The organism is Streptomyces sp. NPDC096323 (assembly GCF_040302845.1).
In the GTDB taxonomy this organism is placed as follows: Bacteria; Actinomycetota; Actinomycetes; order Streptomycetales; family Streptomycetaceae; genus Streptomyces.
The window spans coordinates 343439-358056 of sequence record NZ_JBEOSI010000006.1 but is presented as its reverse complement, the minus strand read 5'-3'; the positions used below and the strand labels follow the sequence as shown (position 1 = coordinate 358056).

Here is a 14618-nt window from a genome sequence, read left to right as displayed (position 1 = left end):
TCGCCGCCGCCTCCGACAGGGCCGGGCGGACGCGCGACGCGTCCACCCGGCCCTTCGGTGTGCCGTCAGCCCTCGGACGCCTCCAGCAGCGTACGCAGCCGGGTGGTGCGGTCCTGGGCGGGGGACTCGGCCACGGCGCGGGGCAGGGCCTGGTCGACTCCGTGCACCACGGACAGATGCCTTTCGCCCCGGCCGAACGCGGTGTAGACCCAGGGGCGGCTCAGCCCCTGAGCCGCGTCACCGGGCAGGACGACGACGACCGCGGGCCACCGCATCCCCGCCGCCTGGTGGGCGCTGAGCGCCCAGGCGTGCCGGACGGAGGCGGCCACCCGCTCCTGCGGTACGACGACGGGGCTCCCCGCGCAGTCCAGATGCAGTCCCTCGGCGTCGGCCGAGACGACCACGCCGGGCACGGTCCGGCCCGGCGCCGGGACATGGGCCACCCTGTCCCCCGGATCGAAACCGCCGAAGCGGCCCGGGCCCGGGTTGAGGCGCTGCTTGAGCGCCTCGTTCAACGCCCGGGTGCCCGCCGAGCCGCCATGGCCGACCGTGATGACCTGGGTCTCCGCGGACGACACCCCGATGACGCGCGGGACGGAGTCGGCGACCAGCTGCACCGTGCGGTGCACGGCCTCGCCCGCGTCCCGCACGGGGACGATCACGACCTCCTTGCCCGGCGCCTCCACCTGGTTCAGCTCCCCGATGCCGATGCCGGAGACCAGCTCGCCGATCGGTCCCGGGTCCGGGGTGCGGGAGACGACCTGGGGGCAGGCGCGGGCGGCCAGCACATCGGCGAACACCCGCCCCGCACCGGCCGATCCCAGCACGCCCGGGTCGCCGCTGAACACCACGCGGGTGCCGTCGGCGAGGGACTCCACCAGCATCGCGCCGGTCTCGACGTCCAGCTGCGGGGCGTCCAGCACGACGAGCAGATCGAGGGCGAGCGCCCCCTCCCCGTCCCGTCCGGGGCCCTGCGCGCCGGAGAGCAGCCCGGCGAGCGTGACGGCCGCCTCGGGGTCCCCGACCGCCTCGGCCAGCCGCTGCCGGCCGTCCACGCTGTGGGTGGCGCCCAGGGCCCGCATACCGAGACCGCGGGCGGCGGCGATCAGGGCCGCGGGTTCGGCTCTCGCCGCCTCGCCGCCCGTGTGGGCGACGAGGCCGTGGGCCGCGACCGCGCGGATCAGTTCGGCGGCCGAGGGGGATGGGGCCGCGACGACGGCCTCCGACCAGTCGGCGTCCTTCTCGCAGGCGTTGACCAGCCGGGCGAGTCCGTCGGCGAGGCTCTCCTCCGCCAGCGCGTACCGGTCGAGGCCGAGGAGCACCTGGACCGGCTCCCGGCCGGCCCCCGGCTCCGCGGCCCCGTCGCCCGAGCCCGCCTCACCGCTCTCCTCGTCCTCCACCTCCTCGGTGCTCTCCTCGCCCTCCGGGCCGTCCTGGAAGACCAGGACGACGCCCTCGGCGATGGCGTGCTGCACCGCCGCGTCGGGGTCGCCCACCGCCCGGCCGGCGAGCGCGGCGCGCACCTGGTCCGCGTCCAGCGCGGTGTGGCCCTGCAGCGCGGCCCGTTCCAGCAGCCAGCCCACCAGGGCGGCGGTGCGCCGCTCGTCGTCGGGGCCGCATCCGGCACCCAGCAGCGCCCGGGCGAAGCCGTCGGCCTGCTCCGGGCCGACGCCCGGCAGGGACAGCAGTTGCCACGGGTCCTCCCGAAGCGCCTCGTCGGCCTGCGCGCCGAGGGTGGCGGCCGCAGAGCCCGCCAGAGCCTCCGGAGCCCCTCCCTCGGCCAGTACGGCCGCCACGGCGGCGACGGCCTCCGGCGACGCGCCCTGGGGCGCGCGGGCGGGCTCGGGGGCCCTCTCCCGCACCGGCGCCGGGGCGGGAACGCTCCTGCGGGCCGGGGAGGGGGCGGGCGAGTCGAAGAAGGCGGCGCCGGGCTTGTCGCCGCTCTCCACGGCCCGTACGGCCGCCAGCAGATCGGCCGCCGGGCCGCTCAGCTTCGTACCGGCGGCGATGGGGCCCTCCTTCTCGGCCTTGCGCTTCTCGATCCGCTCCCGCAGCTCGCGCTGGGCGGCCAGCTCCGCCTCGGCCTCGGAGGGCGCTGCGGCAGTGGCGGCACCGGCCTCCGAAGCCGCGGTCGCGCCCGCTTCGTCGGGACCGTCGATCCCACCCGCCTCGTCGGTCCCACCCGATACGTCGTCAGAACCGCCGGGAGCCTCAGGGCCGCCGGAATCCCCGGCTGTCGCCGCAGCGGTCTCCCCGTCCTCGGCCTCCCCGGCGGGTGCGGTGGCGGGCTCGTCCGCGACGCCGTCGTCGTCGGTGGCCGAGGGGCCGGGGGATTCCCCCCGGGGAAGCGCAGTCACAGCGTGCTCCAGTCCTGGTCGGGATAGCGGTGCACGGGCGCCGACACGTCGTCGAGCGCCTGGCAGATCTCGTCAGGAAGACTAAGCGCCTCCACTGACAATGCCTCCGTGAGCTGCTGTGCGTTGCGCGCGCCGATGATCGGGGCCACCACTCCGGGCCGGTCCCGCACCCAGGCCAGCGCCACCTGGAGCGTCGTGGTGGCCAGTCCCTCGGCCGCGGTCGCCACCGCGTGCACGATGCGGCTCGCCGGGTCGTCGAGATACGGCTCGACGAAGGGCGCCAGCAGCTCGGAGGCGCCGCGCGAGTCCGCCGGGGTCCCCGTGAGGTACTTGCCGGTCAGCACGCCCCGGCCCAGCGGGGAGGACGGCAGCAGGCCCACACCGAGGTCGAGCGCGGCCGGCAGCACCTCGCGCTCCACGCCCCGCTGGAGGAGCGAGTACTCCATCTGCGTACTGGCCAGCCGGGTCCGCACGCCGGGCGAGGCGAGCTGCCAGGTCGCCGCCTTCGCCAGCTGCCAGCCGCAGAAGTTGGACACCCCCGCGTACCGGGCGCGCCCGCTGGAAACCGCGATGTCCAGCGCCTGGAGCGTCTCGTCCAGCGGGGTCATCGGATCGAAGGCGTGGACCTGCCACAGATCCACGTAGTCCGTTCCGAGCCGCGCCAGGGAGGCGTCCAGGGCGGCCAGCAGATGTCCGCGCGAGCCGTTGAACCTGCGGTACGGATCGGCCACGCTGCCGGCCTTGGTCGCGATGACCAGATCGTGCCGCGGCACCAGGCCACCGACGAGCTGCCCGAGCAGGTACTCGGCCTCCCCGCCCCCGTACACGTCCGCCGTGTCGACCAGGGTGCCTCCCACCTCCCAGAAGGCCTTCAGCTGCTCGGCAGCGTCGTGCTCGTCGGTGTCCCGGCCCCAGGTGAGGGTGCCGAGCCCGATCCGGGACACTCGAAGGCCGGTGCGGCCGAGATGCCTCTGCTCCATGGGCGCTGAGATTACTGGCCGGAGCCCCACGCGTCGCAGGCCCGTGGGCAACCGGGGCCCGGGTGGCCCCTGCCGGATGGCCTTCCCGCGCGCTAGAGTCCGGAACACAGGGACGTTACTGATCAGTAAGGGGTGCGGCTATGCGGCTCGGCATCAATCTCGGTTACTGGGGAGCGGGAATGGACGGCGACAACCTCGCCGTCGCGCAGGAGGCCGACCGGCTCGGCTACGACGTCTGCTGGGCGGCCGAGGCGTACGGCTCCGACGCGCCCACCGTGCTGTCCTGGGTCGCGGCGCAGACCGAGTCCATCGACGTCGGCTCGGCGATCATGCAGATCCCGGCCCGGCAGCCCGCGATGACGGCCATGACCGCGGCCACCCTCGACTCCCTCTCCGGCGGCCGCTTCCGCCTCGGCCTCGGGGTGTCCGGGCCGCAGGTCTCCGAGGGCTGGTACGGCGTCACGTTCGACAAGCCGCTCGCCCGCACCCGCGAGTACGTCGAGATCGTCCGCAAGGCCATGGCCCGTGAGCGGCTGACGTACGAGGGGCAGCACTGGACACTCCCGCTGCCCGGTGGCCCCGGCAAGCCGATCAAGCTGACCGTCCACCCGCAGCGCGAGCACATCCCGCTGTACATCGCGGCGATCGGGCCCAAGAACCTGGAGCAGACCGGCGAGATCGCCGACGGCGCCCTGCTGATCTTCCCGTCCGCGGACCACCTCGAGGACACCGCGATGCGGTACCTGCGGGCCGGACGCGAGAAGGCCGGCAGGACCATGGACGGCTTCGACGTCTGCCCGACGCTGCCGCTCGCCGTGGGCGACGACATCAAGGGCCTCGCCGACATGTTCCGGCCGTACACCGCGCTGTACGTCGGCGGCATGGGCAGCCCGAAGCAGAACTTCTACAACCAGCTCGCCCAGCGCATGGGGTACGAGAAGGAAGCCGCCGAGATCCAGGAGAAGTACCTGTCCGGGGACAAGGCCGGCGCGGCCGCCGCCGTTCCGCACCAGCTGATCGACCAGACGACGCTGCTGGGATCGGTGGAGCGGATCGCCGACCGGATGCAGGCGTACGCGGCCGCCGGTGTCACGACCCTGACCCTGGCCCCCGCGGGCTTCACGCTCGACGAGCGGATCGCCGCGCTGCGGGCCGGCACGGACGCGCTGGAGCGGTCCGGGCTCGCCCAGTAGGTCCTGTCCGGAGTTCGTCGCGACGCCGCGGGGGGAGTCCAGACAGGACCTGGGCCTGCGGCGGGCAGCAGTACGGCCGTGGTGGGGGCTCGGGGATCCTCCCCGCCACGGCCGCGTCACAGGGAACAACGCGGGCGGGGCGCGCGGGTTACGGGCCGTGCTGAAACGGTTCGCCATAGGTGGGCGCTCCGGGAGAGGGGTCCCCCGTACGGCCCAGTGGGGGAGCGCTCCTGTTGCCCGTCGGGCGCGGGGGGAATTGACTGTCGCTCGGCGGACGCCGCACGGAGGTGGCAGTGATGCTCTCGGCAAAGAACCTGTTCCAGGAAATTCTCGACGACGACGACGCGTTCCGGTTGTTCTGCTCCATCGCCGCCAGCGGGGAGTCCCAGGGCGGCTGGGAGAACGGCCGCATCGCGGCCCTCGTCCCCGCGAGTCAGCGCGCGCTCGCCCCGAAGATCGCCCGGCACGGCGCCGACGAGGACAAGCACGGGCGGATCTTCAACGCCCTGCTGCGCAAGCGCGGCCTGACGCCGGTCCCGGTCCCGCGGGAGACCGACTACACGATGCTGCTGGAACAGCACGGCATCGGACTCGCCCATGAGCAGCTGGGACGCGAGGAGCCGCTCACCGAGCGCGACATCATCACCTACCTCGCCCACAGCAGGGTGACCGAGCAGCGCGCGTCCGAGCAGATGCGGCTGCTGCGCAAGTACTTCGCCGACCACCCCGACCTGGGCCGCGCGGTCAGGATGATCTCCCACGACGAGGACAACCACCTCGCGTACTGCCACGAGGAGCTCCTGCGTTTCGCCGCGGCCGGGCACGGCCGGACGATCCAGCACATCCTGCGCGAGTGCGCCCTCGCCGAGATCCGGGTCTACCGCGACGTCAGCCTCGCCGTGATGGGCCACATGGGCCGCGTCCTCGGCTGGTCCCGGGCGAAGGCCGCGGTACTGGCGGCGGGGATCCACGCCGTCCACGCGTACGAGCGGCTCCACGGCTGGCGGCGCATGGTCACCCTGGCGCCTCCCGAGCGGCGCGACGCGCTGGGCGGACCGGCCGTACCGGCACCCGAGTTCGCCTGAGCGGCCCGGACGGCCGTCGGAGCCGGCCGCGGCGCCTGAGCAGGCGGTGCGTCAGAGCCAGCCGCGGCGCTTGAACAGACGATGCAGGCTCAGGACGGCGCCCGCCATCAGCAGCAGGACCGCCGGATACGCCCAGATCCAGTGCAGTTCCGGCATGTGGTCGAAGTTCATGCCGTAGATCCCCGCGACCAAGGTCGGCACCGCGGCCATCGCCGCCCAGGCCGAGATCTTGCGCATGTCGTCGTTCTGCCGCACCCCCATCTGCGCGAGATGCGCCGACAGGATGTCGGAGAGCAGCCGGTCCAGCCCCTCCACCTGCTCGTTGGCGCGCGTCAGGTGGTCCTGGACGTCCCGGAAGAACGGCTGCGACCGGTCGTGGACGAACGGCACCCCCGCGCTCGCCAGCCGGGCCATCGGCGCGGCCAGCGGGACCGTCGCCCGGCGGAACTCCAGCACCTGGCGCTTGAAGGTGTAGATGCGGGCCGCGGTGTTCTTGGAGTCGCCGGTCGCGTTCGGGGCGAAGACCTGCGTCTCCAGCTCCTCCAAGTCGACCTGGAGCTCCCCCGCGACGTCGATGTAATGGTCCACGATGGCGTCGCTGACCGCGTACAGGACCGCGGTGGGCCCGTGCTTGAGTACCTCGGGCTCGGCCTCCAGACGACGGCGGACCGCGGCCAGGGGAGCGCCCTCGCCGTGCCGGACCGTCACCACGAACGAATCGCCTATGAACACCATGAGTTCGTCCGCGCTGACCGTGTCGCTTTCGTGCTCGTACGCGATCGGTTTGATCACCGCGAACAGCGAGTCGTCGTACACCTCCAGCTTGGGCCGCTGGTGGGCGGCCAGCGCGTCCTCCACCGCCAGCGGATGCAGCCCGAACTCACTGCTGACCAGCTCGAACTCCTTCTCCGTGGGCTCGTGCAGGCCGATCCACAAGAACGCGTCGCCTGCGGCCCGCGCCTCGTCGAGGGCATCGGAGAAGTCGGCGGGGCCGTCGGTGCGGCGTCCGTCCCGGTAAATGGCGCAGTCCACGATCACGCGCGCATTCTTCCCTGCCGGGGTCCCGGGCGCACCTTTGCCCGCTCCGCGCCCTACCCTGGCCGGTATGCCGACCCTGATCCTCGTACGCCACGGACGCTCCACGGCCAACACCGCCGGGGTGCTCGCCGGCCGCACCCCCGGTGTCGCGCTCGACGAGCGCGGTGCCGAGCAGGCCGCCGCACTTCCCGCGCGGCTGGCCGCCCTGCCCCTCGCCGCCGCGGTCAGCAGCCCGCTGCAACGCTGCCGCGAGACGCTCCGGCCGCTTCTCGCCGCCCGGCCGGAGCTGGCGCTGCACACCGAGGAGCGGATCAACGAGTGCGACTACGGCGACTGGTCGGGGCGCAAGCTCGCGGAGCTCAGCGACGAGCCGCTGATGACGGTCGTGCAGCAGCACCCGTCCGCCGCGGCGTTCCCTGGCGGCGAGTCGATGCGGGCGATGCAGGCACGCGCCGTCGACGCCGTACGGGACTGGAACGCGAGGATCGAGGCGGAGCACGGCGAGAGCGCCGTCTACGTGATGTGCTCCCACGGGGACATCATCAAGTCCCTCGTCGCCGACGCCCTCGGCATGCACCTGGACCTCTTCCAGCGCGTGCACGCCGACCCGTGTTCCGTCACCGCGATCCGCTACACCAGGCTGCGCCCGTTCCTGCTCCGGCTCGGTGAAACCGGCGATCTCGCCTCACTGGCGCCCCGCGAACCGGCCCCCGACGAAAGCGCCGGGACGGCCGGCGGCGGGGGGGACGCGGCGGTCGGTGGCGGCGCTGGGGCACCGTGATCGCTTCGCACAGTAGGGTGGACGCGCCGTAGTGCGCTTTCCCGGGGACTCTCCCGGGCCGGCCCGGCCGACCCTCATATGCCGTCAATTTCAAGGGAGACAGGACGTGTCCCGTCAGGTGTTCCTCTACGACCCCCCGGACCGTTTCGTGGCCGGTACGGTCGGGCTGCCTGGACGTCGTACGTTCTTCCTGCAGGCATCCTCAGGCGGACGTGTCACCAGCGTGGCCCTGGAGAAGACCCAAGTCGCCGCGCTCGCCGAGCGGGTCGACGAACTGCTCGACGAAGTGGTGCGGCGCACCGGCGGTAATTCGCCGGTGCCGGCCGTGGCCCCGATGGACGTCACCGACACCGCTCCGCTCGACGTCCCCGTCGAGGAGGAGTTCCGCGTCGGCACCATGGCGCTGGCCTGGGACGGCGACGAACAGCGCATGATCGTCGAGGCGCAGGCCCTGGTCGAACTCGACGCGGACTCCATCGAGGACCTCGCGGAGGCGGAGGAGCGGCTGCTCCAGGACGAGGAGAACGGCCCGCCGATGCTCCGGGTCCGGCTCAGCGGCGCACAGGCCCGCGCCTTCGCCAAACGCGCACTCGACGTCGTGAACGCCGGCCGCCCCCCGTGCCCCCTGTGCAGCCTGCCGCTCGATCCGGAAGGACACGTATGCCCGCGCCAGAACGGATACCGTCGCGGCGCCTGACCGACGACGGGCTGATCACCCTGCTCGGCAAGGGGCGGCTCACGGTCCTCGGCCAGGTCCGCGGGGCGTCCAACGCGGTGCTGTACTGCTCGGTCGCGTACGAGGGCGAGGAGGCGACCTGCGTCTACAAGCCGGTGGCGGGGGAACAGCCGCTGTGGGACTTCCCCGACGGCACCCTCGCCCAGCGCGAGGTGGCCGCCTACGAGGTCTCCGAGGTGACGGGATGGGGCCTGGTGCCCCCGACCGTGCTCCGGGACGGGCCGTACGGCCAGGGCATGTGCCAGCTCTGGATCGAGGCGGCGCCGCAGGGCGAGGACGATCCCGGGCTGCTCGCGCTCGTCGAGGACGAGGAGCCGGGCGAGGGCTGGAAGCCCGTGGTCCTCGCCGAGGTGGCGGAGGGGAAGACCGCCCTGCTGGTCCACCGGGACGATCCCCGGCTGCGCCGGCTCGCGGTCCTCGACGCCGTGATCAACAACGGCGACCGCAAGGGCGGCCATCTGCTGCCCGCGCCGGACGGCCGGCTGTACGGCATCGATCACGGGGTGACCTTCAACGTGGACGACAAGCTCCGCACGCTGCTGTGGGGCTGGGCCGGTGAGCCGCTGACGGCGGAGGCCGTCGAGGTGCTGGACCGGCTGGCCGCGGAACTGGAGCCGGGGGCCGCGCTGGTCACCCGGCTGGCGGAACTGATCACCACCGCCGAGATCGAGGCCCTGCGGGCCCGGGTGGCGGCCCTGCTGAGCACAGGGGTGCATCGCGAGCCGAGCGGTGAGTGGCCGTCCATCCCGTGGCCACCGGTGTGATCAAGCCGCTGTGACGGGCGGCGAATCCGCGGAGGGACGGGGTCATGCACCTTCCGGGCCGGGACGCAAGAGTGCCTCTTCGGCCAGGATGCCCCCTCCGGTTCGTATCCGGAAGGCGCATCCGGTTACGCTCGTGGCATGCATGCCTGGCCCGCTTCTGAGGTCCCCGCCCTGCCTGGCAAGGGCCGCGACCTTCGGATCCACGACACCGCGACCGGCGGACGGATCACCCTTGACCCCGGTCCCGTCGCCCGCATCTATGTCTGCGGCATCACGCCGTACGACGCGACCCATATGGGTCATGCGGCGACCTACAACGCGTTCGACCTCGTTCAGCGCGTGTGGCTCGACACCAAGCGGCAGGTTCACTATGTCCAGAACGTGACCGACGTGGACGACCCGCTACTGGAGCGGGCCGTGCGCGACGGGCAGGACTGGACCGAGCTCGCCGAGCGCGAGACGGCCCTGTTCCGTGAGGACATGACTGCCCTGCGCATGCTCCCGCCGCAGCACTACATCGGAGCCGTCGAGGCGATACCCGGCATCGTGCCGCTCGTCGAACGGCTCCGGGACGCGGGCGCCGCCTACGAACTCGACGGCGATGTGTACTTCTCCGTCGACACCGACCCGCACTTCGGCCAGGTCTCCAACCTCGACACCGAGGCGATGCGCCTGCTCTCCGCCGAACGCGGCGGCGACCCGGACCGTCCGGGCAAGAAGAACCCGCTCGACCCGATGCTCTGGATGGCGGCCCGCGAGGGCGAGCCGAGCTGGGACGGGGCCTCGCTCGGCGCCGGCCGCCCCGGCTGGCACATCGAGTGCGTCGCCATCGCCCTGGACCACCTCGGCATGGGCTTCGACGTCCAGGGAGGCGGCTCCGACCTCGCCTTCCCGCACCACGAGATGGGCGCCTCGCACGCCCAGGTGCTGACCGGCGAGCACCCGTTCGCCCAGGCGTACGTCCACGCCGGCATGGTCGGCCTGGACGGCGAGAAGATGTCCAAGTCGAAGGGCAACCTCGTCTTCGTCTCGGCGCTGCGCCGAGACGGCGTGGACCCGGCGGCGATCCGCCTCGCCCTGCTCTCGCACCACTACCGCTCCGACTGGGAGTGGACCGACCAGGTGCTCGCCGACGCGGTGGCACGGCTCGCGCGCTGGCGTGCGGCCGTCTCCCGGCCAGACGGGCTGTCCGCCGACGCGCTGGTGGAGGAGGTCCGCGAGGCCCTCGCCGACGACCTGGACGCCCCGGCCGCGCTGGCCGCGGTGGACCGCTGGGCCGAGCGGCAGACCGCCGAGGGCGGGACCGACGAGGGGGCGCCGGGACTCGTCTCGCGTACCGTCGACGCCCTGCTCGGTGTCGCGCTGTAACCGTCCGCCACTTCGCTGCACCGGCCCCGGACTTCTGAGGAAGTCCGGGGCCGGTTCTGTCGGGGCGTACGTGCCGCGCTGCCCCGGATCAGTCCTCCGGGGAATCGTCCGGCGAGTCGTCCGGCACATCCGGCGGAAGGCCGCTGCCCCCGGGGCCGGTCCCCGGGCCGGGGCCGGTCTCGGGCCTGGGAGGCTTCGGCGGTCTGGTCCGGCCGCTCGACGGGTCCCGCAGATACGGGCCCTCACCGCTCTCCGTGGCATGCCCGCCCGGGGCCTGGCCCGGTCCGGGGTCCCGGCGGCGCAGATAGCGCTCGAACTCCCGGGCGATGGCCTCGCCGCTGGCCTCGGGAAGCTCCGCGGTGTCCCGGGCCTCCTCCAGCGTCTGCACGTACTCCGCCACCTCGCTGTCCTCGGCGGCGAGTTGGTCGACCCCGACCTGCCAGGCCCGGGCGTCCTCCGGCAGTTCACCGAGCGGAATGCGCAGCCCGAGAAGGTCCTCCAGGCGGTTGAGCAGCGCCAGGGTGGCCTTCGGGTTGGGCGGCTGCGAGACGTAGTGCGGCACCGCCGCCCACAGGCTCACCGCGGGCACACCCGCGTGCGTGCACGCTTCCTGGAGGATGCCGACGATGCCGGTCGGCCCCTCGTACTTGGTCTCTTCCAGGTCCATGGTGCGTGCCAGATCCGGATCCGATGTGACCCCGCTGACCGGCACCGGCCGGGTGTGCGGGGTGTCGCCGAGCAGCGCGCCGAGCACCACGACCATCTCGACGCCCAGTTCATGGGCGAAGCCCAGGATCTCGTTGCAGAACGAGCGCCAGCGCATCGACGGCTCGATGCCCCGGACCAGGACGAGATCGCGCGGCTTGTCGCCGCGGATGCGGACCACGGAGAGCCGGGTCGTCGGCCAGGTGATCTTGCGCACCCCGCCGTCCAGCCAGACTGTGGGGCGGTTGACCTGGAAGTCGTAGTAGTCCTCGGCGTCCAGCGCCGCGAACACCTCGCCCTTCCATTCCCGGTCCAGGTGCGCGACCGCCGTGGAGGCGGCGTCACCTGCGTCGTTCCACCCCTCGAACGCGGCCACCATGACCGGGTCGATCAGCTCGGGAACTCCCTCGAGCTCGATCACCCAGGCCTCCTTCCGAAGTTCCTTGCGTACGGAACAACCTTAAGGCTTCCCGCCACTCCCGCCGCAGCCCTTGCGCACGGTGGGGTGAACCCGGCCGAGGGGATGCGTCATCGGCCGGGGCCGGGCGTCGGGGCCGGGCATACATCCGAGCTGTGTGCGGTCGGTTTCCGGTCAACGCTGGACGTTGGGGCATTCAGGGCGCTATACATCGGATGACCAGAGTAGAGGTCCGATGTTATTTCCCCTGGGGGCGCACATGAGTCAGACCGTCACGGACTTCGAGGTCCACGACATCCGTTTTCCGACCTCGGAACAACTGGACGGCTCGGACGCCATGAACCCCGACCCCGACTACTCGGCCGCCTACGTCGTGCTGCGTACCGACGACGCGGAGGGTGACGGCGGCCGTATGGAGGGGCATGGCTTCTGTTTCACCATCGGGCGGGGCAACGAGGTGACGGTGGCCGCGATCGAGGCGCTGCGGCCGTATCTGATCGGGCGTCCGGCGCCCCGGACCGCGGCCGGCCTCGGCGCGTTGTACCGGGACCTCACCCATGACTCGCAACTGCGCTGGCTGGGCCCCGAGAAGGGCGTGATGCACATGGCGGCCGGCGCGGTCGTCAACGCCGCCTGGGACCTGGCGGCCAGGTACGCGGGCATGCCCGTCTGGCGGTTCCTGGCGGAGATGACGCCGCAGGAGCTCGTCTCCCTCGTCGACTTCCGGTACCTCACCGACGCCCTCACCCCCGAGGAGGCGCTCGCGATCCTGCGCGCCGCCGAGCCCGGCCGGGCCGGACGCGCCGAGCGGCTGCGCGCCGAGGGATATCCGGCCTACACCACCTCGCCCGGCTGGCTCGGCTACTCCGACGACAAACTGGTCAGGCTGGCGAAGGAGGCGGTCGCCGACGGCTTCACCCAGATCAAGCTGAAGGTCGGCGGCGACGTCGGCGACGATGTCCGCAGACTCGCCCTCGCCCGGGCCGCCGTCGGCAGCGACGTACGGATCGCCGTCGACGCCAACCAGCGCTGGGACGTCGCCGGCGCGGTGGAGTGGATGACCGCGCTCGCGCCGTACGACCCGCACTGGATCGAGGAGCCCACCAGCCCCGACGACATCCTCGGCCACGCCGCCGTGCGCGCCGCCCAGCCGGTCAAGGTCGCCACCGGCGAACACGCCGCCAACCGCGTCGTGTTCAAGCAGCTGCTCCAGGCAGGAGCGGTCGACTTCGTCCAGATCGACGCGGCCCGCGTCGCCGGAGTCAACGAGAACCTGGCGATCCTGCTGCTCGCCGCCAAGTTCGGCGTGCCCGTCTGTCCGCACGCGGGCGGCGTCGGACTGTGCGAGCTGGTCCAGCACCTCGCGATGTTCGACTACGTGGCCGTGTCGGGGACTTGGGAGGACCGGGTGATCGAGTACGTCGACCACCTCCACGAACACTTCGTCGACCCCGCCGTGATCGAGGCCGGGCGCTACACCGCCCCGGCGGCGCCGGGCTTCTCCGCCCGGATGCACCCCGGATCGATCGCCGCACACCGCTACCCGGAGGGCCCCGTATGGCAGGCCCGCCGCACCGACGAGGAGGACGGCCGATGACCGGCACACGCGACTTCGAGGGAATGAACGCCCTGGTGACGGGCGGCGCCTCCGGCATCGGGGCCGCTGTCGCGAGCCAGTTGACCGCGCGCGGGGCCCGCGTCGCGATTCTCGACCGGGAGACCGCGGGCGCCCCCGAGGGCGTCCTCGCCCTGGAGGCGGACGTCACGGACGACGACACCGTCCGCGAGGCCGTCGACCGGGCAGCCGCCGAACTGGGCTCCCTGCACACACTCGTGTCCAACGCGGGCATCGGCTCCATCGGCACCGTCGAGGACAACGACGACGAGGAATGGGCCCGGGTCCTGGACGTCAACGTCCTCGGCATGGTCCGCACCGCCCGGCACGCGCTGCCGCACCTGCGCAGGGCCGCGGCCGACCGCCCCGGCGCCGTGTCGATCACGCAGACCTGCTCGATCGCCGCCACCGCGGGGCTGCCCCAGCGCGCCCTGTACAGCGCGAGCAAGGGCGCCGTCCTGTCCCTGACGCTGGCCATGGCCGCCGACCACGTCCGCGAGGGCATCCGCGTCAACTGCGTCAACCCGGGGACGGCGGACACCCCGTGGATCGGCCGGCTGCTCGGGCAGGCCGACGACCCGGCCGCCGAACGCGCGGCCCTCAATGCCCGGCAGCCCCTGGGCCGGCTGGTCTCGGCCAACGAAGTGGCGGCCGCGATCCTCTACCTCGCGAGCCCCGGCGCGGCCTCTGTCACCGGCACGGCACTGGCCGTCGACGGGGGAATGCAGGGGCTGCGGCTGCGCCCCGCCGGCAGCTGACCGTACGGCTGAAACGCGAACGCCGGACAGGCACACGCAGCCCGTCCGGCGTTCGAGGACCGCCCGCGGCGCCGGCTACAGCGTCGACCGCAGCCACTGCTCCACGCTCGCCACATGCACCGTCGCCCAGGCTCCCGCGGCCTCCGCGTCCCGGTCCCGCAGCGCCGAGAGGATCGCCCGGTGCTCGTGGAGCGTGCGGCTCACCGCGTCCTCCTGGGTCAGGCCGCGCCATACCCGCGCCCGGGTCGTCGGCCCCGACAGGCCGTCGAGCAGCGAGCAGAGCACCGAGTTGCCGGAGGACTGCACGATGCCGCGGTGGAACTCCAGGTCGCAGGCCACCAGCTCCTCGACCGAGGGGTGCTCGCCCAGCGCGTCCAGCTGGGCGCCCAGCTGGTCCAGTTGCTCCTCGCTGATCCGGCTCGCCGCCATCGCGGTCGCCGCGGGCTCCAGGATCCGGCGGACCGCCAGGAACTCCAGCACCGTGTCGTCGCGGTGGAAGTCCACCACGAAGCTCAGCGCCTCCAGCAGCAACTGGGGATCGAGACTGGTGACATACGTGCCGTCGCCCTGGCGCACATCGAGAATGCGGATCAGCGACAGGGCGCGCACCGCCTCCCGCAGCGAGTTGCGGGACAGGCCGAGCTCCGCGGCGAGTTCGCTCTCCTTGGGGAGACGATCGCCGGGCCGTAGCGCACCCGAGACGATCATTTCCTTGATCTTCTCGATGGCCTCGTCGGTGACAGCCATGGGCGACCTCCAGACATCCGATGTATCGGCCCATTATGCGTCCCCGGGGACGGCGGTGTGCCCGCCGGGGCAA

General features: G+C 72.8%; 13 protein-coding genes. 8 read left to right on the top strand and 5 right to left on the bottom strand.

Annotated elements, in window-relative coordinates:
• Positions 1-65: 65 nt before the first annotated feature.
• A complete protein-coding gene (locus ABTX18_RS19225; protein ID WP_352123886.1) occupies positions 66-2357 on the bottom strand; it encodes a helix-hairpin-helix domain-containing protein in 2292 nt (763 codons plus the stop codon).
• Entirely contained in the window at positions 2354-3337 is a 984-nt protein-coding gene (locus ABTX18_RS19220) for an aldo/keto reductase (RefSeq protein ID WP_352123885.1), read from the bottom strand. The genes ABTX18_RS19225 and ABTX18_RS19220 overlap by 4 nt, the downstream gene beginning before the upstream one ends.
• 140 nt (positions 3338-3477) lie before the next feature.
• Here ABTX18_RS19220 and ABTX18_RS19215 point away from each other — a divergent pair, with 140 nt between their 5' ends.
• The gene (locus tag ABTX18_RS19215) at positions 3478-4530 is read left to right on the top strand and encodes an LLM class F420-dependent oxidoreductase (RefSeq protein WP_352123884.1); all 1053 of its coding nucleotides are present in this window, start codon (positions 3478-3480) and stop codon (positions 4528-4530) included.
• 296 nt (positions 4531-4826) lie between these two features.
• On the top strand, positions 4827-5615 hold the full coding sequence (locus ABTX18_RS19210; RefSeq protein ID WP_352123883.1) for a ferritin-like domain-containing protein: 789 nt from the start codon (positions 4827-4829) through the stop codon (positions 5613-5615).
• 51 nt (positions 5616-5666) lie between these two features.
• On the opposite strand, the gene corA is transcribed toward ABTX18_RS19210, so the two are convergent.
• Positions 5667-6653: a magnesium/cobalt transporter CorA gene (gene corA, locus ABTX18_RS19205; protein WP_352123882.1), complete on the bottom strand. Its 987-nt coding sequence runs from the start codon at positions 6651-6653 to the stop codon at positions 5667-5669.
• A gap of 67 nt (positions 6654-6720) precedes the next feature.
• On the opposite strand from corA, the gene ABTX18_RS19200 reads away from it, so the two are divergent.
• The 4 genes from ABTX18_RS19200 to mshC all read left to right on the top strand — a co-directional run bounded on the left by ABTX18_RS19200 (position 6721) and on the right by mshC (position 10302).
• Positions 6721-7434 (top strand): histidine phosphatase family protein, encoded by a 714-nt coding sequence (locus ABTX18_RS19200; protein WP_352123881.1) that lies wholly within the window; start codon positions 6721-6723, stop codon positions 7432-7434.
• A gap of 106 nt (positions 7435-7540) precedes the next feature.
• Positions 7541-8131, top strand: coding sequence for a DUF3090 domain-containing protein (locus ABTX18_RS19195; protein ID WP_352123880.1), 591 nt, complete (start codon positions 7541-7543; stop codon positions 8129-8131).
• Positions 8095-8934 (top strand): SCO1664 family protein, encoded by an 840-nt coding sequence (locus tag ABTX18_RS19190; RefSeq protein WP_352123879.1) that lies wholly within the window; start codon positions 8095-8097, stop codon positions 8932-8934. The genes ABTX18_RS19195 and ABTX18_RS19190 overlap by 37 nt, the downstream gene beginning before the upstream one ends.
• 138 nt (positions 8935-9072) lie before the next feature.
• Positions 9073-10302 (top strand): cysteine--1-D-myo-inosityl 2-amino-2-deoxy-alpha-D-glucopyranoside ligase, encoded by a 1230-nt coding sequence (gene mshC, locus ABTX18_RS19185; protein ID WP_352123878.1) that lies wholly within the window; start codon positions 9073-9075, stop codon positions 10300-10302.
• Between the two features lie 88 nt (positions 10303-10390).
• Here the strand turns inward: mshC and ABTX18_RS19180 are convergent, their stop codons facing one another.
• A complete protein-coding gene (locus ABTX18_RS19180; protein WP_352123877.1) occupies positions 10391-11428 on the bottom strand; it encodes a PAC2 family protein in 1038 nt (345 codons plus the stop codon).
• A 256-nt stretch (positions 11429-11684) separates the two neighbouring features.
• Between ABTX18_RS19180 and ABTX18_RS19175 the strand changes: the two genes are divergently transcribed.
• Both ABTX18_RS19175 and ABTX18_RS19170 read left to right on the top strand, forming a co-directional pair.
• On the top strand, positions 11685-13022 hold the full coding sequence (locus ABTX18_RS19175) for an enolase C-terminal domain-like protein (RefSeq protein ID WP_352123876.1): 1338 nt from the start codon (positions 11685-11687) through the stop codon (positions 13020-13022).
• Positions 13019-13798 carry an SDR family NAD(P)-dependent oxidoreductase gene (locus ABTX18_RS19170; RefSeq protein ID WP_352123875.1) on the top strand — a complete coding sequence of 260 codons (780 nt, stop codon included), beginning with the start codon at positions 13019-13021 and terminating at the stop codon, positions 13796-13798. The genes ABTX18_RS19175 and ABTX18_RS19170 overlap by 4 nt, the downstream gene beginning before the upstream one ends.
• A 75-nt stretch (positions 13799-13873) precedes the next feature.
• On the opposite strand, the gene ABTX18_RS19165 is transcribed toward ABTX18_RS19170, so the two are convergent.
• Positions 13874-14545, bottom strand: a complete 672-nt coding sequence (locus tag ABTX18_RS19165) for a FadR/GntR family transcriptional regulator (protein ID WP_352123874.1) — start codon at positions 14543-14545, stop codon at positions 13874-13876.
• Positions 14546-14618: the final 73 nt, after the last annotated feature.